The following is a 23,132-nucleotide window of genomic DNA, read 5'->3' as shown; positions in this document are numbered from 1 at the left end:
TTCAAGTGTTTTATAACGACTTTATCAAGTAGAATGAAGACTTTTTTAATCTTACAAAATTGTTTTTACTGTTCAGCTTAAAAAAATCACCATCAAGCTGGCATTCATCTATATCAGATACTTTTAAAATATCGCAAGTAGTTTTTTTACCTTTAAATCCTCTAAAAAGTGATACAGATGTAATATTATTTAAAAGTTTTAATTTAGATTCACTGTCTAAGTAGAAGATGTTAAGACGATTTTTCTTGAAAGCTTTTGATAAAATAAAATTTCCTGCATATCTATTGCTAACAGCTACAATCATATGATACGTATTAATTTTTTTGCCTTTAACATATACATTAAAAGGAGTAAATTTTGTAAATAAAAAAGAATGAAGACCTGACTTGATGTATGCCAATTTACCGTATTTCTTTTTAAAATCTAAATCTACCAATTTTACTGCTGTTGCGTCAAAGCCTAATCCTAACATAAGCGCAAAATACCTTCCACCAATAAATCCCAATGGTATTGAATCAAATTCAGTAATTCTCATTCTTTCTGCAGCAAACTCAGGTTTTACAGGTATATTATATTCTCTACAGAACACGTTGCTTGTGCCAAATGGTAAATTGTAGAAAAGTATAGGTTTATTCTTATCTACTCTTGATTCTATTCCATTTATTACCTCATTTATCAAACCGTCTCCACCAGCAGTGATTATCAAATCATAATCTTCTTCATTAGATATTTTTTCTGCATGACTTGCATATTCAGTGAAAATTACATTTATATTGGTAAGCTTTTTATTAAGTATCTTTAAGCATTTTTCAAATTTTTCTTTATTGAATGAACCACTTACAGGGTTTGCAATGACAATCGTTTTCATTCTCTAAACCTAAAAAATCTTGGGATTAACATAGGAACCTCTTTTTTATAATTAATATATTCTTCTCCATAATATTTTATCAGTTTTCTTTCTTCATTTATTGCACCTAATATTAAATATAAGGTAAAAATAATATTAACCAATAAGTCTTTAACTTTTAATGGTCTTGACCATAGTAATACAATTCCTGCAAAATAGTATGGATGTCTTACATACTTTAATGCACCTTTTACTATCAGCTTCTTATGATGATTTACCTCTGTTACACCTTTTTTAAAATACTCTCTAATCTGTTTTATACCTAAAAATTCATCATTATCATAACATTTAGACGCATAATAACCAAATAATAAAGCTGCAATATTAATTAAATAAAGTATTATTTTTATAGCTAAAGGGGGATTAAAGAAATATTCACTTTTTATTTTACTGTAAATGATTACTGCAGGGACTAATAAAACAGTAGATATAATTACAAAGAAACCTCTATACCACCATTTATAATAAATTTTATTCATAATAACATCATCTGCCATTATAGAGTGCAATATACAGTAAAAAATGAGATATGTTGCAAGAATATAATAATATGTCATGGTTTAATAATATAAAAAATTTATTTAAAATAAAAGAGTTTTGTCATTAGAAAATGATTAAAAATATTTTTATTATTTAAATGTTAAACTGTTTTTTGAGTTCCTGATACCTTGTAGCAAATCCATATTTTTTTAGCAAGGAGAGATAGACAATATTTGCAAAAAGATATCCACCATTCATAACCAGAGAAAGAAAGAAATCATTAATTTTCCCTTTTTCAAAAAACTCAAACAAATCATACATGGAAAAATTTTTCCCACTTCTGTTCGATACTAAGTCAACTATTAGTTTCTTATAGTAGTGATTTTCTCTAATATGATTGTTGTATGCTTTTATCAGTTGATTTATATTATTTACAATTTTATCATCACAATCATTTAAAAAGTTACAGTCCAACTCATTTTTAAGTATTCTTTTTTTCAAAAAAAGCATAATCTCCTGTAATTGTGAGCAATATTTATTTATTTTTTGAGCTTCTAAATTGGCTTTTATAATTTGTATGACTACAAATATTCCTGTGGCAGTAACTAATGCAAGAATGGTATTTAAGGTCTTAATCTCTATCATATAATTATTACTCCATGCATAAGTTTGGATTTAAAATAACAAGAAGTTATATTATTTCAACAGATAGTTTATTGTATGTTAAAATACAACGATGTTATTAGACAAAAGAGGATTTATCGATATTTAAAAATATTGATAACTGATTTATATATTTTGATAAATCATAAGAATTTTCATTAACAAATGCTTCAATATGTTTTTTAACTATCTTATCGTTTAACTCTTGAGCGTATTTTTCAATAAATGGTTTTATTTTATTAAAATGGTTTTTTGCATAATCAATTGATTTTCTAATAAGATTATTTATTTCAGGAGCAAGTTCACGAATCTCTCTTTTTAAAAGAATTGCACCAAGTGGGATGGGTGCGTCAAACTTTTCATCCCATAAAACACCTAAGTCACATATAAGATTTAATCCATAAATTTTATAAACAAAACGCCCTTCATGAATCAAGAGACCTGCATCTGCTTCCCCATTTATTACTGCAGGAATAATTTTATCAAATCTTAAATGGAAAAAATTAAAATCATTGCCATAAAAATATTTGAATAAATTGTAGGCAGTGGTGTTAAAGCCTGGTATTGCTATTTTTTTCCCTTTTAATTCTTCAATTTTATGATATTTTTTTGAAACTAAAATGGGGCCATGACCATAACTCAGCGCACCACCACTTTTTAGTATTACATATTTATCAATAAGTTTTGGTATAACTCCATAGGATACTTTTATTACATCAAGATAATTATTAAGAGCAAAATTATTTAAAACTTCCACATCATCAAGAAGAACTTTAAATTTGTAAGGTGCATCTATAAATCCATTTATTAATGCACCAAAAATATAAGTATCATTGGGACATGTGGAAATACCAAGTGTGAGTTTTCTCATCCGCCCCCCACAGGTGAAAAGAAAACTACAGTATCACCATCCTTCACTACTGTTTTTACATCAGAATGAAGCCCATTAACCAGAATAATCTGTATCTTTTCCCTTGGGATACCGTAATAATTAATTATCTCTTCCACAGTAAATTCCTTACCTTTGTTATTAAAATTTGTCTCAAATTTACCCTGTTCCTTTGTAATATACTTTGTTAAGTCTGCATAAGCTTTAACCTTTATCATATTAAATCCTTATTTTGTAGGTATTGGCACTTTGCTGCCGAAAAGATATTTTAAATCTTCATCAAGGAATATGATTCCGCCACCAACGAAAGCACTTCTCGATTCATCATTTAGAAAGTCATCATAACCAACATTTAAAAATAGATTCTTAGTAAAATTATACTGTAATTTTGCCTTTAAATGAGGTTTTCTATCTACAGAACTATCAGAGAAATCATAAGCATCAAAACTGAGCTGTAACTTATTATTTTTTAATGGAAAATAATCGGCACCTACGCCAAATTCCGACTCCATAAGACCTATTCTTAAATCGAGCTGATCATAAAACCTTTGTACGTACTGAGCTATGAAAGTAAGTGAATCCTTTTCTTTCTTTGTCTCTGTTACTGAGTAACTACTGCTAGTAGCACCTGTATTGCCATCCACATAATAAGGCACATCACCAGAAAATGTATAATCAGTTTCCGTGGTAAATGCCCTACCCCCTGTGCTTGTGGCAATACCCAAAAGATAGTATTTGTTTTTACGTGGCTGAATTCTTAAATGGAAATAACCCTTAGTTTCTCCCGTATCCCACATTCTTTCACCACTAAAAGATAAGTAAAATTTAAATCTATCATAAGCATTAACAAGTTTTCTCAACCCTTTTAATGCCTCTTTGACATCTTGAGCTGTTTCATTATCATTTATAAGTGTTCCAATAGTTCCTTTTCCTTTATTTATTTTATCGGTAATTTCATTTAGGTTATCAACCGTTTTTTCCAGTTTTGTAGTAACAACCTTTATATTAGAAATTGTTTCGCGCAAATCTCCTTTTGAATCTCCCACAAGGTCATCTATATTGGTAGTTATATTGTTAAGTTTTGTAGCAATTTGAGGAGTTTGTACCCTCAATGTTTCAGATACTTCCTTTAAATTGGCAATCAAATCATTCACATTTTGTTGATTGCTTAAAGTTATTTCTTTTAATGATGTAGTGATGGTCTCAACATTTTTGACAATCTGATTGATACGTTTTTGGTTTTCTTCAAGCATTTCTCTGATATACTCAGTAGAATAACGTATATTTTGCAGGGTCAGTTTCATATCAGTTTTTCCGCTATCAGAAGCCAACACCTCTCTCAGAGATTCAGTAATAGCTTTTATATCATCAGCAATATCTGCAAGTTTATTTTGAAGCTGGTCAAGATCAACAGTGGTTTTGTATTTATCAATCTGACTGCCAGCAACAAGAAAACCTGTATCTTTTTCCTTTGTGACGCTAAGTTCAAGATATTTTTCACCTAGGAATCCGGTTGATCTTATAATTGCTACTACATTATTTGGGATTTGATATTTATTATCTATCAACACTTTTACTTCTACCCTGTCTCCCACAAGTTCAATACTTTCCACTTTCCCTACTTCCACACCACGATATTTTACAATTGCATCTTTTACAAGTCCACTTGCATCATTTATGTATACAGTCACTTCATACCCCTGTTTTTTACCCCATCTTATATCACCCACTTTTGTGGTCATATAACCAAGCAGTAAAAGTCCTATTACCACAAAAACACCAACTTTTGCTTCTAATGAAAAGCGCATTTAATCCCCCATCTATCCAATTTTTATAGGTCCATCTTTAGAGCCACTCAAGAATTGCACCACATAAGGGTTATCAGTTGTCTTAAAGTCCTCTGGTGTCCCATACATCACTATTCTTCCATCATAAATCATAGCAATATAATCAGCAATTTTAAAAGTGGAATCAATATCATGAGAAATTACCACCGATGTAACATTTAGCTTTTTCTGCGTTTCATATACCAGAGTATCCACTATATCTGTCATTATAGGGTCAAGTCCCGTGGTAGGTTCATCATAGAGGATTATTTCAGGCTCAAGAGCAATTGCTCTTGCTAATCCTACCCTTTTTCTCATACCACCTGATAATTCAGAAGGCATTTTATATTCTACATCTTTCAATCCCACAAGAGCCAACTTTTCCAAAACAATCTTCCTTATTTCTTTTTCTTTAAGCTTGGTATGTTCTCTCAAGGGGAATGCCACATTTTCATATACATTCATAGAATCAAATAAAGCAGAATTTTGGAAAAGCATTCCAAATTTTTTTCTAATTTCTAATAATTCTTTTTTACTAAGCGTAGATAAATCCTTACCGCAAACTATTACTTTTCCACTATCTGGCTTAATAAGCCCCATCATCTGCTTCAGCAAAACACTTTTGCCGGTACCAGAAGGCCCGATTATACATGTAATAGTATTTTTTATAATTTTTAGGTTTATACCTTTATGTACCTTATGTTTTCCAAAACTTTTATGTAGGTCAATTATCTCAATAGCAGCTTCCATACATTCCTCTAAAACATAAATGCCGTTAAGATATAATCAAATACTAATATCAAAACGCAGGACATTACAACCGATTCTGTTGTTGACTTTCCTACTCCTTCTGCCCCACCTGTGGTATAAAAACCTTTATAACATCCTACGAGTGTCAAAACTAATCCAAAAACAGTAGCTTTTATAATACCATTGTATAAATCTTCAAATTCGACATATTTGTACATAGTTTCTAAAAATAGAGTTTTGTTTATTCCAAGTACCTCTACACCAACAAAATAGCCGCCCACTATACCACAAAATACAGCTATTACATTCAAAATAGGCATTACAATTACTCCAGCTAAAACCCTTGGAACGATAAGATATTGAACCGGTTCTATAGCTAATGCGTATAAGGCATCAATCTGTTCTGTAACTCTCATTGTCCCAATTTCAGCAGCAATGGCAGAACCAGCTCTTGCTGCCACCATAATTGAGCTCAAAACGGGCCCCAATTCCCTAGCCATTCCTAATCCGACTACAGTTCCTACCATATATTCTGCACCAAATTTATGAAACCCAATGTAACTTTGAAAAGAAAAGACCATACCAGTAAAAGTTCCTGTAAGTATAATGACGGATAGTGAATTTACACCAATAAATTCCATCTGTTTTAAAAGCAGCTTAATTCTGTAAGGTGGAACAAACATCCATCTAATTGTATCTATTAATATTAAAAATAATCTACCTGAACCTACTATAAATTTTAAAATTGGTGAGCCTACGATTTCGAAAAAATTAGTAATCATTACTATAAACCCTTGGTATTCTATCGGATATAGCACATAATATTTCGTAACTTATTGTATCACAAAGCTCTGCTAACATATCAGCCCTAACATTTTCACCTAATATTTCCACTTCTTCAGTTATTTCATTTTCAGTAAGATGGGAGATATCTATCATTGTCATATCCATGCAAACACTTCCTACAACATTACACCGTTTTCCATTTATATACATAAACCCTCTGTTGCTCAGGTTTCTGAAATAACCATCGGCATAACCTATTGGGACAACACCTATTTTCATCTTTTTATCTGCTGTAAACTTTTGATTATAACTAACTTTATCCCCTCGTTTTAATTCTTTTACATGAACAATCTTTGAAAATATTTTCATCACAGGTTTCAACCCAAAACTGTTTTCAGGATACACGTAACCGTAAGTCATTATGCCTGGTCTTGTGTAATCAAAGTCATTTTTGTAAAGGCAGATTGCTGAAGAGTTAAGTACCGAAGTGGGGATATTTATTTTTTCTCTTTTTAAAAAGTCCTTAAACATGTTAATTTGAAACTCTGTATATTCTCTGTCTGTATCTGAAGAAGATAGATGAGTCATACACAAAACAAATTTGATATTTGAAAAAGTGCTTGATAATTCAAAATAATTTAGATCGGTATTAAACCCAAGCCTGTTCATCCCTGTGTCGATTTTCAAAGCAGCAGGATGAACTCGGTTTTTTGAAATGAGATAATTGTTAAAACTTGATGCAAAATTATAGTCATAGATTGTAAGAATAAGGTTGTTAGCAAGTATTTCGTCATAATATTTTTCATCAACATAACCTAAAATAATGATATGAGCATCATTTAACTTTTTTCTTAAATTTATTCCCTCTTCTATAGTAGCTACACCAAAGTGTGTAACACCACACTGCTTGTATGCAAACTCTGCAATCTTGATTGCACCATGACCGTAGGCATCGGCTTTTACAATTGCTATAATTTTTGAATTGGATAATTTTTTAGCTATTTCAATATTATGTTTATAATTTTCAAGGTCAATATAAGCATAAGTGGGTCTTAGAGTTTTAATCTTTGTCAACATCTTTTGTTATGCCCGCCTCCGTAAGAAGATATTCCCTGATAAAATCATCTATATCTCCATCCATTACTGCATCCACATTACCAGTTTCGTATCTTGTTCTTAAGTCTTTGACCATTTTATATGGGTGCATTACATAAGACCTTATCTGGTTACCCCACCCTATTTCTGTTTTGCTACTTTCAAGCTTTTCTTTCTCTTTATTTCTCTTCTCCATTTCGTATTCATAAAGCTTTGCCTTTAGAATCTTCATTGCATGGGCTTTATTTTTATGCTGACTTCTTTCATTCTGACAGGTAACTACAATACCAGTTGGCAAGTGAGTAATTCTTACAGCAGAATCTGTAGTGTTTACATGCTGCCCACCTGCACCACTAGCCCTAAAAGTTTCAATTTTTAAATCTGATTCATTGATTTCAATTTCTATATCTTCTTCAATTTCTGGTAAAACAAACACTGAGGCAAAAGATGTATGCCTTCTATTGTTTGAATCAAAAGGGGATATTCTAACAAGTCTGTGAACTCCGGACTCACCTTTAAGATACCCGTAACTGTATTCTCCTATTACGTTGAATGTGATAGATTTAATTCCTGCTTCATCACCAGGTAGCATGTCAAGTATTTCGTATTTATATTTTTTTCTTTCAACCCAACGGGTGTACATCCTAAATAGCATTGATACCCAATCACAGGCTTCTGTACCACCAGCACCTGCATGAATTGTCACAATAGCATTATTTATATCATGCTCACCACTTAATATTAATTTGAGTTCGAAATCAGTTACTTTTTTCTTAAGATTTTCTATTCCTTCTATAAGATCTGGCTCAACCTCTTCAGAGCCTTCCTTATAAAGCTCAATCAATACATCAATATCATCTCTGAGTGTAATTAATTCTTCCCATTCGGCTAAAAATTTCTTCAATGCTGACTGTTCCTTAAGAAGCTGCTTGGATTCTTTTTTACTCCAAAAATCAGGATCTTCCATCGATTTTTTATCAATTTCAGCAATTTTCCCTTCTATTTCCTCTTTGTTTACGACTTTTTTAAAAGAATTAATATTTTCATCTATCTTTTCTAACGTTTCCATCAACTCTTCTATAATCATATCCACCTCATCATTGCATAATTGCTTAACAATTTTAGCTACCGCTCACAGGGAATTTATCAAACATTACAGAAGGAGTAATAATTCCACCAAAATCCCTTATATCATTAAAGATTACAGCACAATTTTCAAGTAATTCTTTAAGGTTAGCTGTTAACACCATCTCTTTAAAGGGGGTTACAGCTTCACCATTTTTATAATAAATACCGTTTATTCCCACAGAAAATTCCCCACTTATGGGGTCTGCCATGTGCATACCCATCACATCGGTTATTAAAAGCACATCATTATATTTTGTGATTTCTGATTGCAACTCTTTTTCACCTTCTTTTACGATGAAATTTGAAGAGGAAATTTCTATTTTTCCACTACTGCTCAATGATGCGTTACCAGTATTTTTAGTGTTCAATTTTTTAGATGTATAACTATTATGTAAATAGCTTTTCAATTCACCTTCTGAGATTATATCAGTTTTACCACCAACAACCCCTTCATCATCAAAATAATAGCTTCCTACACCTCTTTCTAACTTTGTATCATCATAAATTGTAAGAACACTACTTGCTATTTTTTTTCCAAGTTTTTCTTTTAAAAAGCTTTTGTTTTTGATTATATTTTCAGCATTTACTAAGTCTGCTATTAAATCAAGGAATTCTGCCATAACAGTGTTTTCAAACACAAGATAATATTTACCGCTATTTAGTTTCTTAGCATTGAGAAGCCTTACAGCTGACTCTGCAGCTCTAACACCTACAAGATTATAATCAAAATCATCATAAAATCTTGTAACAGAAAAATCATAGCCACTTTGAGAATCTTTTCCGTTATCAGCTACCACATATGTAGAGCCAGAAAAATATGTGGATTCTTGAGAAACAACATCCCCATCAGAATTTATTATATATATTTTTTCCAATGTAGAAGAAAAAGTAGTATGCCTTACATTCTTTATATAATTGCTATAATTTAAAGCGTTTGCTTCAATTTCTAATGCTGTTGTCAAATGTTTATTATGATCTAATTTTTCAAAGATCTCATCTCTAATAAATAAATTTTCATTAAATTTATTCATTTTTGGAAAATCAATGTTTTTATCAGGTTTTAAATAATCAAATAGACCTTTTATTTTACCAAAGCTTTCTTTAATAACTTCTAGGTTTGATCCGGAGACTCTATATGTACAAAGTTTACCATCATGCAAAACTCTAATATAATGTTCTCGACTTTTATATGTTTTTAAATCTTCAATTTCCCCCATTTTTACAGTTATCTTAAAGCTTTCTGCGTCTTCAACATATATGTTAATTTTATCATAACCATGCTTTACTATTTCAATTAATTCGAGATAATTCATTTAAATCTCCTTAATTACAGCAATCTCATCACAGTCAGGAAATTTTGAACATTTTAAACAATCAGACCAAATCTTTTTTGGTAATTTCTCTTTATCTATAATCTTAAATCCTAATTTTTCAAAGAATTCAACCTTATAAGTAAGAGCAAATACCTTAGTGATACCTAGCTCTTTAGCTTTTTTTATACAGTGTTCAACTAGAATCCTACCAATCCCTCTTTTATGCTCATTTTGAAATACTGCTAAAGATCTAATTTCTGCCAAATCTTCCCATGATGGGAAAAGCGCACAACAACCGTAAATTTTATCATCTTCTTCATATACAAAATATTTTAAGATATTTTCATATACCTCATTTATGCTAAGAGGAAGCATTTCTCCATTTTTTGCGTAACTATTAACTAACTGCTGTATTATTTTTGCATCCTTCATTATAGCGTTTCTAACCATTTACAACCTTAACAAACTTTTTAAAGAGCTCTACTGCAGTTTCTTTGTCTGGCAGTAAGTTATAACCTTTTCTTGCCTTTATAACTACTTTTGTAGCATTGCTTGTTAAAGGTTTTGCCCTGAAATATATTTTAACCTTACCAATCTCAGCATCAATTTTCCCTTCAGATATGGAAACAAGTATTAGTTTACCTTTTTTACGTTTAATTATTTGTGAGAATATTTCCACAGCTCTTTCTTTTGATATTGCAAAATTATCTGAAACAGAGTCAGTGGTTAAACTGTATGTGGCACCTGCTCCTGCACCTGCAGCAACAACAACTGGAGCAACACAAGAAACTGTAAAACTAAGTGTTATCAATAAAACTAAAATCATTAAATATTTTTTCACATCAAACCTCCATTATTGTTTTTCATTATTTTGTATTAAAGAGGTTAAAAAATCAAGTCAAATAAAAATTGACAAAAAATACTTTAAGAGTATTTTTATCCTAAAAAGGAGTTGTTATGAAGATTACAAGAGCAACAGATTATGCCCTTAGAGTGATGGTTTTTCTTGCAAAAGCTGAAAAAGGGAAAGTTTTTATGCGTAGTGAGCTTTCCAAATACTGTGAAGTACCTGACAGCTTCCTTGGAAAAATTCTGCAAGTTTTAGCAAAAAAAGGGTTATTAGTGTCAGGTAAAGGGAAAAAAGGTGGTTTCAAATTAGAAAAAAAACCTGATGAAATTACCTTATATGATATAATTTCTGCAGTTGATGGAGAAGTATTTATTAATGAGTGTCTTGATAATCCAAAATTTTGTAGTAAAGCTGATAGCTGTAGTATAAACAACATCTTAAATAATATTAAAATTAAGTTTGTTAATGATTTGAAAAGTTATACTTTAAAAGATTTTCTATAAAAATACCTCCTTTGCTATATCATAACTTCTTTTTGTGCAGTCATTTATCCCTATTCCATGAAGTAGATTTCCGCCGATATAGATTCCTTCAATCTGTTTGCATATAGCATCAACTTTATCTACAATTTCATTGTGCCCTTGATAATATTGAGGTATTGCTTTCTCCCATAAAAAATATTTGTATATCAATGGACGGCTTTTTATTCCAAGAGTATCTTTAATCTCTTCCAATGCTATTTCTTTTAATTCTTCGGGTGTATGATTTAAAATCCACCTATTTTTGTCTCCACCCATAATTACTCTAATAAGTTTATGATTTGATGGTGCTCTTTCAGGAAAAATAGAAGATGTAAACAACGCACCTAAAATCTTTCTCTTTTCATTTACAGGAATTAAATATCCAAAACCATCAAGAGAATCTACCACATCATCAGACTTAAATCCAAAACCAATGACAAATGCTGGAGCGTAATGGATTTTTGATAATTCATTAGACAAATCTTTACTTAATGGTTCTAAGAATTTTGCAGAAATATATGCTGGAGAAGTTATTATAATTTTATCAAAATCATATTTATTACCGTTAGAAAAGATTATAAACTTATTATTTTCTTTTATAACTTTATCAACAGGACTGTTTAACAAAATTTTAGTGTTTTCTAATTTTGATGCAAGATCATTTATTCCGTTTATAAGCCCCCCTTTATATGATGTGAGGTTTCCTCCTGGACCTGCAGGACCACTTTTTTTCCCTTTTTTCTTGAATAATGCTTTAAAAAGTCCACCATATTCCTTTTCCAAATCGTAAATAACAGGGAAGCAGGATTTGAGACTTAATTTTTCAGGATCTCCTGCGAATACTCCTGAGACCATTGGTGAAATCAAATAATCGAGAGCCTCTTTTCCCAATCTCCTCTTAGCAAACTCAGCAATTGTTTCATCATAATTATCTTTTTTCTGTGGGATAAACAGCTCGCAAACAACTCTTAATTTTCCTTTAAAAGTTAACAATTTTGATGAGAAAAATTCATTAGGTTTTTCTGGTAATTTATGAAGTTTTCCGTCTCTCATTATAAATCTTTTTTTTGCTTTTTCGTTACTTGGTAATAGATTTTGTTTAAGACCTGCCTTTTCAAAAAGCATAACAGTTGATGGTTTGCTATCTAAAAACCCATTGGGACCAGACTCTATAGTAAAACCATTTTGCTTGAAAGTATCAATAGTACCACCAAGTTTGGAATTCTTTTCAAAAAGATAAATTTCCAAACTTTCATTTTTTTCTTTTGCAAAATATTCTAACCAGAATGCAACTGAAATGCCAGAGATTCCTCCTCCAACAATACCTATTCTCATATAGCACCTCACCTCTTAAATAAAAATTTATTTACATATATATTCTAAATCACTCAAATCTTCAAAAGGTACAAGAACATAACTTACATTATAATTTTTAATTAATCCACAAATATTTTTAAAAAAACTTTTATCAATTTTTGTTTTATTTTTAAAGTCTCTTATTTGGAGTTTTGTAACAAAACGATAAGAAGGAGATATTTTATTTGACCATTTAGATAAAATATTATCTAGCATTTTCAAATAATTATAATTGTCTAATTTCATTTCTTCTTTAATCTGTTCACTGTAAAGCATTGATGCAAAGTATGTAAAGCCCATTTTATCATAAGTATCAACACTCTGTCCATACCATTTTATTCCTTTATTTTTGTCTAATAACGATTCGTAGTAAATGTTTACTGCAAACTTTATTTTAGGATTTATCTTTTTAACTTCCCATTTTATTTTATTTAACAAATCCGCAAGATAATCTTTTTTCCAGATAAAATAATCTTCTGGTAAAGAAGAGAAAACATAATTTGAAGACAAATATCTATCATAATCAATTAAATATTTTGTTAAAGCATCAAAACTTGCTGACTCATCTATTCTTAATATATAATCATCCTGCAACAAAATACCATCTATATCATATGTTGCTAATTTTTTAAAAATTGAAAGTAATTCTTTGTAAATGTTTGGTGAAAAAATATCTACTCCATATCCGTCTCTTTTATTGTTGCTAGATAAATAAAAAGTTTTATTTTTCCCATATTTATCAACTAAAAATGAAAGTTTTCTTGTCCCTATCCATGCATATATCTTAATATTGTATTTTTTGCCGTATTTTATAAACTCAGGTAAAATATCATAGACCGTACATACATTATCAAACTTAAAATACAATCCGTTTCTGCAAGCAGTTTTTATACCATAATGATATCTGTCACCATCGTTTTGAAATACACGAATGAAAACAGTGTTTACCCCCGCATTTTTTAATAAAGAAAAATATTCATCTAAATTATTCTTATAAATTTTTTGCATATTAAATACTTGAACACCCACAATTTTAGGGATATCATTATTAACCAAAACAATTTTTGCATAAAGAAATGTAGTGTTTAAAAAAATAAATAAAAAAAATAAAATAATTTTTTTCATTTATCAGTTTTTACAATTATTGGATTTACCCTTAACTGCTTCTTTATATTTTCTACTTTCTTTTTAGCAGTTTCATAACTTTCTGTATAACAACATCTAATTCTATACCATATACCTTTACTTCCCAAATCTATTTTCATGAGAAAAGCATCTGGTAAAATTTTTTGAATTTTCTTAAGCTCATTTTTTGCAACATCTTGATTTTTAAAAGCCATTAGCTGAACAACATATCTCTTTTTAGCTAATTTATCACTTTCTTTTGTTTTGTTTATCTTCCTTTCTTTTTTTTGATTTGTTTTAGGAGATATGTTTTTAGTCTCACTTTTTACTATTTTTAAAGGTTGTTCAGTTTTGTTTTTAATTTCTTTTTTTTCTTTCTCTAAGGTTTCCTGATTTTTTGTGAATTTGTTTTTTATTGAATCATCTTTAACATTTTTATCCGCTACTATTTCTTTTTCTTTTGTTTCATTTGATAATTCTTCTTTTAAACTAAATGTTTTTTTCACCCTGTTTTCAATTTCCTTTACATCTACTACAGATTTATTATTAGATGAAATAATAATTTTTTTCTCTGATTCTTCTGGATTAGTCAATGTCTCTTCATAACTTTTATTTTCTTTGGTAAGCTTTTCTTTTAATTCTATATACTGGTTAGTTAGCTGAATTATAATAAAAACTATTATTCCTACTGCGATTACAAATATTAAACCAATAAAAAGAACACCCTTAAAATCATCATTTTTTTTCTTTTCTTTTATTTTTTCAAAATCTTTCATCACATTTTCTCCGGAGCATTCACTCCAAGGATACTTAATCCAAATCTTATTGTTATGGCAACAGCTTTAGACAGATTTAATCTTGCATTTGTAACTTTATGATCATCGGTAATAATTTTTGTATTATAGTAGTAGTTATGAAAAAGTGCGGCTAAATCTTGAAGATAGTATGTTATTCTGTGCGGTTCTAAATGAGCCGCAGCCGCTTTGATTATCTTTTTAAACTCATACATCTTTTTAATTAATTCTTTTTCTTGAGGTTCTGTAAGCAGTTCAAGATTTTCACCTTCTTTAAAGTCAATGTTTTTTGATTTCGCATTTTCAAAAAGGCTATTTACTCGAGCATGCGCATATTGCACATAATATACTGGGTTGTCAGAAGATTTTGATTTTGCCAAATCTATATCAAAATCAAACTGAGCATTGTGATCTCTCATTAGATAAAAATACCTTGCAGCATCAGCACCTACTTCATCTAACAACCATTTCAATGTGATAAACTCTCCAGCTCTGGTAGACATCGATATTCTTTTCCCTTCCTTGATGAGGTTAACCATCTGAATCAAAACTATTGTTAATTTTTCATCACTTTCACCAAAAGCTTTCAATGCCCCTTTTATTCTATTAATATAGCCATGATGATCAGCACCCCACACATCAATTAATATTTCATAGCCTCTATTTAGCTTATCCAAATGATAAGCAATATCTGAGGCAAAATATGTGTATGAACCATCTGCTTTTTTTACTACCCTATCCTTTTCATCGCCAAATTCTGTAGATTTAAACCAAAGTGCTCCATCCTTTTCATAGAGGTAACCTTTTTCACGTAATATTTCTAATGCTTTATCTACCTTACCATTGGTGAATAATGATTTTTCACTAAACCATCTATCAAAAGTTACCCTAAATTCTGTTAAATCATTTTCAATAGAGTCCATTATTTCCTGTAAACCAATTTTAAAGCATATTTCAAATCCCTTTTCAGGATCATTCATCAATGAATCGCCATATTCATCCAATACCTTTCTAGCAATATCAATAATATATTCGCCTCTATACCCCTCTTTCAAATCCTCTAGTTTACCTCTCACCAACTGCTTATATCTTTCATATATACTATCTCCAAGCATTCTCATTTGATTGCCAGCATCATTTATATAATACTCTGTATCTACCTCAAAGCCAGCTACTTTCAATAGTCTTCCTAAAGTATCACCATAGGCAGCCCCTCTTCCATGTCCTATATGTAGAGGACCTGTAGGGTTAGCACTTACAAACTCTAAAAGAACCCTTTTGTTATTGCCATAATCAAGAAAGAAATACTCGTTATTTTCCAAAATATTTTTAATTATGTTTTCATAAAACTTTTTATTAATAAAAAAATTGATAAAACCAGGACCTGCAATTTCGACTTTTTCAATCACATCGTTATCTTCTATAAAACTAATAATCTTCTCAGCAATTTCTCTAGGATTTTTCTTTAAAACTTTAGCCAATTTTAATGCTACATTTGTTGCAAAGTCTCCATTCTCAGATCTTTTAGGTACTTCAACAATAAAGTCATCGAAGTCTTTTACTCCAATTTTTTCTAATGAACTTTCAAGTATAGATCTAATTGTATTTTCCAACGTATCCTCCATTTTAACAATTTCTTAATCTTATAACAGAAATGTGAGCAGATTTCTATAACAACTAGATAAAAAATTCAATCTATTTCATTATTGAAATTTAAGTTTTTGTAACATTTTGTTGAAATTTCTGTTTTTTTTAAATAAAATCATTTTATGAAAAAGTTGATTTTCTCAATATTAGTCTTATTTTTAACATTTCAATATACAACATTTGCTAAAGATATTAAATATAGCAATGACTTAACTAAAGCTATTGTAAAACTTAATACAGACTTTTCAAAAGAAAATTTGACCAACCTAAAATCTCTTTTTATTAAAGAAAAAGGTATTTATGATAAACTATTGGCATATACTTTAGTAGATTTAGCGCTGAAAAATAAAAATAGTATTTCACCAGATGTTATAAACGTAATAATCAGTTTTTACCCTCAGGATAAAAAAATAATTACAAAAATTCTAGAGCAAAAATTCAGCTTTTTCTTATTTTTGAAATTTATTGACAACTTTGTTTTATATTACTTTTAAATATGAATTAGTTGCTTCTGATATGTCCATATGCTATCAATTTGTATTCTACCCTGCTTACTTATTTTTTATAATAGTTTTCTTACTTTTATATTTAATCAATATTTTGAGGAATTAGAATGAGCTTAAAAGGTGACATAAAAGAATTCAGTCTTTTAGATGTTTTACAAATAATATCACAAAATCAAAAATCTGGAATATTGAAGGTTTCTAGTAATGAAGATTTTTTTGGTGAAATTTATTTTTACGATGGGAAACTAGTCGATGTGAAAATAGAGTCTGAAGATGATACATTAAAAATTGGCAATTATTTAGTTACGAAAAAAATTATAACTTCTGATAAACTAAAAGAACTACTGGAAAAACAAAAAAAATTTCCGTTAAGATTTGGAAAATTACTTATTGAAGAAGGGATTTTAGACAAGAATAAATTAAAAGAAATCTTTAAAAATTTTCTCATCAATAAGCTTGAAAAAATCTTAAGCCTTGAAGCTGGTAACTACGAATTTATAAATGCTAGTATAGATTATAATTCTGATGAGATAGATCCTATAAGTTTAGATGCAATCATCCTTGATGCACTTAAAAATATTGATGAATTGAGACTTTTTAAAAAGAAAATAGAAAACTTAAATATCATTTATAAGAAAAAAGAGGACGCCATAGATTCTGTTATACTCTCAAATGATCCAAAGCAATTTGATCTTGTGGTAAAGAAGGGCTCAAAACTATTGCTAAATAATGATGCGTTTACAGTGTACAGTTTGATCAACGGACATAATACTATTAATGATATTATTAAAAAGACATCACTTGGTGATTATCTTGTTTTAAAAGTAATTTTTCAACTTATAAATTATGGATTAATTGAATCATCTGTTGAAGTTAAATCTGTAAAAGATAAAACATTTTTACTCACAATAAAAAAACTTGGATTAATTATTTTATTTGTTGTTATTATATACATTTTCTTTTTAAACTTAACAAATATAAAGGTAATAAAAAACACCATCATTTTTAACCAAAAAATAGCAAAAGAAATGGAAAAAAGAAATAATGGATATAAAGCTTTTATTGACAAAATAACTACTTTAGAACAAGATACACCTATAATATATCATAATCCAAAAGAAATAATGATAAAAAAGAAGTGATATGAATAGGTCATTTAATACTATTGTAAAATATAAAAATAAAGTTTATCATGTTCAGACAGAAGTTTACAATGACAAAGTAAATATTTGTGTGTTTTCTGGTGGCATGGTAGTCTTTAAAAGAAACGAACCATTCAAAGACTTTAAAACCACTTTAAAACTTCATCAGGAGATTGAAAATCAGATAAAAATAGGACAGTTAATAAAGGATGATTGATTTTCACAATGTTTCAGTAAGTTTCGTAGGTGATAAAAAAGCCTTGAATAATGTATCATTTAAAATTGATCGTGGTGAATTTGTTTATATTACAGGGAAAAGTGGTGCTGGAAAATCTACTTTATTACGATTAATTTATGCTGATTTATACCCTACTTCAGGTATAGTACTTGTAGGGAAAAAAAATGTAAGTTATATCACAAAAAGCAGTATTCCTTATCTACGTAGAAATATTGGCGTTATTTTTCAAGATTTTAAACTACTAGAAAATTATACTGTATATGAAAATATAAAAATAGCTCTTGAAATATTTTATTTAGACAAAACTCACATGGAAAACAAAATAATTCCTTTACTGCACAAACTTGATATCTTTAAAAGAAGGAATACCATTGTTAAAAAGCTTTCAGGAGGAGAGAAACAAAGAGTAGCCATAGCAAGAGCTTTAATTAACGAACCATTGATAATTTTAGCAGATGAACCTACTGGTAACCTTGATCCAGAAAGGGCAGAAACAACTATAAATTTATTACAGAATATTGCAAAAAATGGTTCCACAGTTTTAGTTGCAACTCATGATGAACATTTAATTAATAAATTTCCAGCAAGAGTTTTGAAACTTGAAAACGGTAAGCTTGTAAGCGACACGGTAAAATGAGAAAGATACTATTTTTACTTTCCAAGGGAATAAAATTCTTTAAGAAAAATTTTAAAAACAATTTAACTAGCAATATATCTATAATTACAATCCTGCTTTTATTAAATACAATCGGAATAATAATATATTCTACTAACGATTTTTTCGATAAACTCACAAATGTGAAGGCGGTGAGAGTTTATCTAAAAAATGATAAAAAAGATACTGTTGATGACCTGAAAAATTCTTTAAAAAAACTAGAAGGCATTGAAAGTATAAAATATTTTTCTAATGAAGATGCCTATAATTATTTGATAAATAACGAAGATATTGATGAATATTTAAAATTATTACCACCGGAGTTGTTCCCAAGCTTTATTGAAATAAAAATTAAAGAAAATTTTAGAGATTTAAATTACATTAATAACTTAAAAGAACAAATTGAACAATTCAATGGAGTTGAAAAAACATCAATCGGTGAAACATGGATATTGAATTTTATGAAAATAAAATATTCATTAAATTTTTTCTTTATCATATTGTTAGTATTTATTTCTTTATCCATAGCTTCAATAACTTATAACATGATAAAATTAAATATGTACAAATTTAAAACCGAAATCAAAATCCTGAGTCTTGTGGGTGCCACAAAATCTTTTATAATTTTACCAATAATTTTCGCTTCAATTATTGAGAATATAATCTCTTTTATCTTTGCAATGTTTCTTACATACATCATATTTGACTGGGGGGTAAAAAATGCACTTTCTGTCCTGGGATTCAATTTTTTTGTATTACCAAACATTAAAATAGGACTCATATACTTTGCCATTTTTATTGTTTTGATAATTAGTTTTAGCTACTTTAGTGCCTCAAGTTTTTTGAAAAGTGCCGGTTCTATCCATGATAATTAGGATAATCCTTATTTTCATAATTATATTTAATGTCTCTTTTGCTGAAATTATAGAAGAATACGATAGTGTTATAAAATACCTTAATAAAGTAAAAAAAGAGATAAAAAACGAAACGAAAAAATTGGATACAATTCTTAGAAGCAAAGAGACAATTGAAAAAAAATTGAAATCTCTTGAAATATCAATTAAAAAACAAAAAGATATTTTAAAAAAAGTTGATTACAAAATGCAAAAACTAATAAAAGAAAGAAAAGAGATAGAATATAAAATAAAAAAATTGGATACAGAAAGCAATTTTCTAAAAGAAAGAATCAGAAAGCTTAATATATATCTTCTCGACAACCAGAAATATTTGCGTTTAAAATTGTTATTCTTTACTAAAAAATATTATGAAGTTAAAAATAATTTTGAACTTTTGGAAAATATAAATCTTAAAATCTACGATTTAATTAAAGAGTATCAAGACATTCAAAACAGGCTTAAGACATTACATAATGAAGTTAAAAATAAATTGGCAGACATAATTGCTATAAAAAGATTAAAAATTTCCATCATCAATAAATTAGAAGATGAAAAATTGCAGCAAAAACAACTGGTTGCCATACTAAAAGAGGATGAAAATAGTATAAAACAATATTTAGCAGTTTTAAAATCAAAAGAGGATGAATTGGAAAGAAGATTTAAAAATCTTGATAATCAATTGGTAAAAAATGGTGACAAAGAGATTGTTAACAGTGCATTTTTTAAAAATAAAGGTAACCTCCCCTGGCCAGTAGAAGGTAATGTGATAGAATTTTTTGGTCCAAAAGAAATAAAAGGTTTTAAAGGTAAGATTTACAACAAAGGAATAAAAATTCAGATAACCGGTGATGGTTATGTTCGCTCAATATTCGATGGAGATGTTAAATATATTGACTGGGTAAGGGGGTTGGGAAACATTGTAATTATAAATCATGATAAATTTTTTTATACTTTATATGCGAATATTGATGAAGTTTTGGTAAAAAAAAATCAAAAAGTTAAAAAAGGAGACAAAATTGGTATAATTGATGTTGATTTAAATAACAAATCAGCTTATCTTTATTTCGAAATAAGAAAAGAGAGTAAAGCGGTAAACCCTTTAAAATGGCTGAAAAAGGAGGTTGTTGAATGAATAAAAGGAAATTAATCTATTTATCCATAATTGCATCTTTACTGTTAATAGCGACATTTACAATAGTAACCTTTAAAATAAATAATGTTTATGCAGCAAAGTACAGCAAATATGAGTTATTGGAAAAATTTACCAATGTAATGTCAATAATACAAAATAACTATGTAGAGAAAGTCGATACAGAAAAGCTTATCAATGGTGCTATCAAAGGAATGTTGCAAGAACTTGATCCTCATTCCAACTATTTTACTAAGGATATGTTCAAAGAGTTTCAAATTGAGACAAAGGGTGAATTTGGGGGATTAGGTATAACTATTGGTATCAGGGACAATGTCCTAACAGTTATTGCACCGCTTGAAGATACACCAGCTTATAAGGCGGGAATTAAAGCGGGAGATAAAATAATAAAAATTAATGGTAAATCCACGGCAAATATTACCCTTGAAGAAGCCGTGAAAAAGTTGCGTGGGAAACCTGGCACTCAAGTTACCATAACTATTTTCAGAAAAGGGGTTGATAAGCCTTTTGATGTGACAATTACCAGAGCAATAATAAAAATAAAAGCAGTGAAATATAAAAAATACGGTAATATAGGTTATATTAAACTCACAAGTTTCAAGAGTAATGCTTCCAAAGAAGTAATTAATGCTCTCAAAAAACTTGAAGAAGAAAATATTGAAGGACTTATATTTGATTTAAGAAATAATCCTGGTGGTTTGTTAAATGAAGCAATTAATGTATCCAGTATATTTATCCCAGCAGGTAAAACCGTAGTTTTCACAAAAGATCGTGATGGTAAAGAGAGACATTATAAATCTTCGCTTCTTTCATACAGAGATCTCGAAATACCTTTGGTTGTCCTTATTAATGAAGGTTCTGCTTCGGCATCAGAAATCTTCTCAGGTGCAATGCAGGACTACGGAAGAGCAATTATTGTAGGGAAAACTTCTTTTGGAAAGGCAAGCGTTCAAACCATAATTCCATTAAATGATGGTTCAGCTGTGAAAATTACAACGGCAAGATATTACACACCAAATGGCAATTCCATCCAAAATGTGGGGATAAAACCTGATATAGAAATTCCTGAAGGGAAAATTGTAGTAGAAAACAATCACCCTGTTATTAAAGAAAAAGATTTAGAGAATCATTTGACCAACGATGAACTAAAAGATAATTCTACTAATATTAGTGTTAATCAATCAGAACAAGATTTAAATAATGACCTTCAACTTAAATTTGCAATGGATATTTTAAAAGGTTTGATCAAATATGGCAGCAAAGAGAAAAAGTAACAAAAAGACAAGGAAAAAGAAGAAGCAACTTATTCCACCAGCGTTTATCGTTGGTGGAATTTTTTTTGTAATGGTGCTTTTGATTATTCTTGCTGTGATAAATATAAAAGTAAAAAATCTTGAGAAAGATATAAAATTGGAACAATCAAAATTTAATTATGCAAGGCAAATAGAAAAAGATATCAAAGCAATATTTTATGATCTTGAAATTGACAAAAGTTTTGCAAAACATGAACTGATCAAAGAGAATAAAAAAATACTTTTAAAATATTATTTAAAACTTAATAAAAATGAAGTAGACACACTTTTTTATAATATCGGGAATTTACTGAAAAAAGAAAAATTTAAAATAAGCTATTTTAGTGAAAATGAATTATCTGCCGAAAACGAATTTATCAAAATTGTTTTTAAAGTATCAAGATTTAAGAAATCAGCTAATAAAACGAATAAAGAAATGTATTTAAAAAATAAAAATAATAACCATAGATTATCAATAATTATTGATGACTGCGGTAACAATATTAATTTAGCCAAAAAGCTTGCATCCATCCCCTATCCTATAACCATGTCTGTTATCCCATTTTTAAAATACTCTAAAGAAACAGTAAAAATTGCAAAGCAACACAATAAAACCGTTTTTCTGCACCTTCCAATGCAACCTAAAACTTATCCTAATACCGATCCCGGTAAAGGAGCGATTTTCCTCAATACACCTAAATCTCTTATTGAAATAATCATCAGAAAAGATGTAGAAGATCTTGGATTTATTGAAGGGGCAAACAATCATATGGGTTCGGCATTGACAGAAAATAGAGAAAAAATGCAACAAGTGTTAAATGCACTAAAAAAATATACTGATACTTTTATCGATAGCCATACAAGTACAAAAACAGTGGCTTATAATGTATGTAAATCTTTAAAAATGAAATGTGGTATGAATAGAAAATTTATCGATAATGTGGATGATAAAAATTATATCCGTGAAAAACTTTATGAAGTATTATCCCTTTTCGAAAAATATAACACAATCATAATTATTGGCCATTTAAAAGAAAATACTATCCAGGTTTTAAAAGAGGAATTACCACATCTACAACAAAAAGGGATTAAAATTACCAATATTAAAGAGGTGTTGAATTAA

The 23,132-nt window shown here is 29.1% G+C and carries 26 protein-coding genes; 9 read left to right on the top strand and 17 right to left on the bottom strand.

What is annotated here, in order from left to right; genetic code table 11:
* Positions 1–10: 10 nt before the first annotated feature.
* The 13 genes from FHQ18_RS10320 to FHQ18_RS10260 all read right to left on the bottom strand — a co-directional run bounded on the left by FHQ18_RS10320 (position 11) and on the right by FHQ18_RS10260 (position 10,678).
* Positions 11–868, bottom strand: coding sequence for a diacylglycerol/lipid kinase family protein (locus tag FHQ18_RS10320; protein ID WP_149267101.1), 858 nt, complete (start codon positions 866–868; stop codon positions 11–13).
* Positions 865–1,464 carry a methyltransferase family protein gene (locus FHQ18_RS10315; protein WP_149267100.1) on the bottom strand — a complete coding sequence of 200 codons (600 nt, stop codon included), beginning with the start codon at positions 1,462–1,464 and terminating at the stop codon, positions 865–867. Before FHQ18_RS10315 ends, FHQ18_RS10320 begins: the two co-directional genes overlap by 4 nt.
* Before the next feature lie 76 nt (positions 1,465–1,540).
* On the bottom strand, positions 1,541–2,032 hold the full coding sequence (locus FHQ18_RS10310) for a hypothetical protein (protein ID WP_149267099.1): 492 nt from the start codon (positions 2,030–2,032) through the stop codon (positions 1,541–1,543).
* Positions 2,033–2,129: 97 nt separating this feature from the next.
* On the bottom strand, positions 2,130–2,921 hold the full coding sequence (locus tag FHQ18_RS10305) for a 1,4-dihydroxy-6-naphtoate synthase (protein ID WP_149267098.1): 792 nt from the start codon (positions 2,919–2,921) through the stop codon (positions 2,130–2,132).
* Entirely contained in the window at positions 2,918–3,157 is a 240-nt protein-coding gene (locus tag FHQ18_RS10300; protein ID WP_149267097.1) for a MoaD/ThiS family protein, read from the bottom strand. The genes FHQ18_RS10305 and FHQ18_RS10300 overlap by 4 nt, the downstream gene beginning before the upstream one ends.
* 9 nt (positions 3,158–3,166) lie before the next feature.
* Entirely contained in the window at positions 3,167–4,747 is a 1,581-nt protein-coding gene (locus tag FHQ18_RS10295) for an MlaD family protein (protein ID WP_149267096.1), read from the bottom strand.
* A gap of 12 nt (positions 4,748–4,759) precedes the next feature.
* A complete protein-coding gene (locus FHQ18_RS10290; protein WP_149267095.1) occupies positions 4,760–5,515 on the bottom strand; it encodes an ABC transporter ATP-binding protein in 756 nt (251 codons plus the stop codon).
* An 8-nt stretch (positions 5,516–5,523) separates the two neighbouring features.
* On the bottom strand, positions 5,524–6,294 hold the full coding sequence (locus FHQ18_RS10285; protein ID WP_223144615.1) for an MlaE family ABC transporter permease: 771 nt from the start codon (positions 6,292–6,294) through the stop codon (positions 5,524–5,526).
* Entirely contained in the window at positions 6,287–7,378 is a 1,092-nt protein-coding gene (gene alr, locus FHQ18_RS10280) for an alanine racemase (RefSeq protein WP_149267093.1), read from the bottom strand. The genes FHQ18_RS10285 and alr overlap by 8 nt, the downstream gene beginning before the upstream one ends.
* Complete coding sequence (gene prfB / locus FHQ18_RS10275) at positions 7,362–8,483, bottom strand: peptide chain release factor 2 (RefSeq protein ID WP_149267092.1); 1,122 nt, start codon at positions 8,481–8,483, stop codon at positions 7,362–7,364. The genes alr and prfB overlap by 17 nt, the downstream gene beginning before the upstream one ends.
* Positions 8,484–8,517: 34 nt before the next feature.
* Complete coding sequence (locus FHQ18_RS10270) at positions 8,518–9,837, bottom strand: TldD/PmbA family protein (RefSeq protein WP_149267091.1); 1,320 nt, start codon at positions 9,835–9,837, stop codon at positions 8,518–8,520.
* A complete protein-coding gene (locus FHQ18_RS10265) occupies positions 9,838–10,287 on the bottom strand; it encodes an N-acetyltransferase (protein WP_149267090.1) in 450 nt (149 codons plus the stop codon).
* Positions 10,280–10,678: a hypothetical protein gene (locus tag FHQ18_RS10260; RefSeq protein WP_149267089.1), complete on the bottom strand. Its 399-nt coding sequence runs from the start codon at positions 10,676–10,678 to the stop codon at positions 10,280–10,282. The genes FHQ18_RS10265 and FHQ18_RS10260 overlap by 8 nt, the downstream gene beginning before the upstream one ends.
* Before the next feature lie 116 nt (positions 10,679–10,794).
* On the opposite strand from FHQ18_RS10260, the gene FHQ18_RS10255 reads away from it, so the two are divergent.
* Entirely contained in the window at positions 10,795–11,190 is a 396-nt protein-coding gene (locus tag FHQ18_RS10255; protein WP_149267088.1) for an RrF2 family transcriptional regulator, read from the top strand.
* Here FHQ18_RS10255 and hemG read toward each other — a convergent pair.
* The 4 genes from hemG to argS are packed head-to-tail and all read right to left on the bottom strand — an operon-like array spanning position 11,185 to position 16,096.
* The gene (hemG, locus tag FHQ18_RS10250) at positions 11,185–12,543 is read right to left on the bottom strand and encodes a protoporphyrinogen oxidase (protein ID WP_149267087.1); all 1,359 of its coding nucleotides are present in this window, start codon (positions 12,541–12,543) and stop codon (positions 11,185–11,187) included. The genes FHQ18_RS10255 and hemG overlap by 6 nt on opposite strands.
* Positions 12,544–12,570: 27 nt before the next feature.
* Positions 12,571–13,689 carry a poly-beta-1,6-N-acetyl-D-glucosamine N-deacetylase PgaB gene (locus tag FHQ18_RS10245; protein WP_149267086.1) on the bottom strand — a complete coding sequence of 373 codons (1,119 nt, stop codon included), beginning with the start codon at positions 13,687–13,689 and terminating at the stop codon, positions 12,571–12,573.
* A complete protein-coding gene (locus tag FHQ18_RS10240) occupies positions 13,686–14,465 on the bottom strand; it encodes an SPOR domain-containing protein (RefSeq protein ID WP_149267085.1) in 780 nt (259 codons plus the stop codon). Before FHQ18_RS10240 ends, FHQ18_RS10245 begins: the two co-directional genes overlap by 4 nt.
* On the bottom strand, positions 14,465–16,096 hold the full coding sequence (argS, locus tag FHQ18_RS10235; RefSeq protein ID WP_149267084.1) for an arginine--tRNA ligase: 1,632 nt from the start codon (positions 16,094–16,096) through the stop codon (positions 14,465–14,467). Before argS ends, FHQ18_RS10240 begins: the two co-directional genes overlap by 1 nt.
* Before the next feature lie 156 nt (positions 16,097–16,252).
* Between argS and FHQ18_RS10230 the strand changes: the two genes are divergently transcribed.
* The 8 genes from FHQ18_RS10230 to FHQ18_RS10195 all read left to right on the top strand — a co-directional run bounded on the left by FHQ18_RS10230 (position 16,253) and on the right by FHQ18_RS10195 (position 23,132).
* Positions 16,253–16,624 carry a hypothetical protein gene (locus tag FHQ18_RS10230; RefSeq protein ID WP_149267083.1) on the top strand — a complete coding sequence of 124 codons (372 nt, stop codon included), beginning with the start codon at positions 16,253–16,255 and terminating at the stop codon, positions 16,622–16,624.
* 119 nt (positions 16,625–16,743) lie between these two features.
* Positions 16,744–17,778 (top strand): DUF4388 domain-containing protein, encoded by a 1,035-nt coding sequence (locus FHQ18_RS10225; RefSeq protein ID WP_149267082.1) that lies wholly within the window; start codon positions 16,744–16,746, stop codon positions 17,776–17,778.
* 1 nt (position 17,779) lies between these two features.
* Positions 17,780–17,995, top strand: a complete 216-nt coding sequence (locus tag FHQ18_RS10220; protein ID WP_149267081.1) for a hypothetical protein — start codon at positions 17,780–17,782, stop codon at positions 17,993–17,995.
* Positions 17,988–18,653 carry a cell division ATP-binding protein FtsE gene (ftsE, locus tag FHQ18_RS10215; RefSeq protein ID WP_149267080.1) on the top strand — a complete coding sequence of 222 codons (666 nt, stop codon included), beginning with the start codon at positions 17,988–17,990 and terminating at the stop codon, positions 18,651–18,653. Before FHQ18_RS10220 ends, ftsE begins: the two co-directional genes overlap by 8 nt.
* The gene (locus FHQ18_RS10210; RefSeq protein WP_149267079.1) at positions 18,650–19,546 is read left to right on the top strand and encodes a cell division protein FtsX; all 897 of its coding nucleotides are present in this window, start codon (positions 18,650–18,652) and stop codon (positions 19,544–19,546) included. The genes ftsE and FHQ18_RS10210 overlap by 4 nt, the downstream gene beginning before the upstream one ends.
* On the top strand, positions 19,536–20,699 hold the full coding sequence (locus FHQ18_RS10205) for a murein hydrolase activator EnvC family protein (RefSeq protein WP_149267078.1): 1,164 nt from the start codon (positions 19,536–19,538) through the stop codon (positions 20,697–20,699). The genes FHQ18_RS10210 and FHQ18_RS10205 overlap by 11 nt, the downstream gene beginning before the upstream one ends.
* Positions 20,696–21,991, top strand: coding sequence for a S41 family peptidase (locus tag FHQ18_RS10200; RefSeq protein ID WP_149267077.1), 1,296 nt, complete (start codon positions 20,696–20,698; stop codon positions 21,989–21,991). Before FHQ18_RS10205 ends, FHQ18_RS10200 begins: the two co-directional genes overlap by 4 nt.
* Positions 21,969–23,132, top strand: a complete 1,164-nt coding sequence (locus tag FHQ18_RS10195; protein ID WP_149267076.1) for a divergent polysaccharide deacetylase family protein — start codon at positions 21,969–21,971, stop codon at positions 23,130–23,132. The genes FHQ18_RS10200 and FHQ18_RS10195 overlap by 23 nt, the downstream gene beginning before the upstream one ends.

It is taken from the genome of Deferribacter autotrophicus (assembly GCF_008362905.1).
Taxonomy (GTDB): Bacteria; Chrysiogenota; Deferribacteres; order Deferribacterales; family Deferribacteraceae; genus Deferribacter; species Deferribacter autotrophicus.
This window is presented reverse-complemented; position numbering and strand designations above follow the sequence as displayed.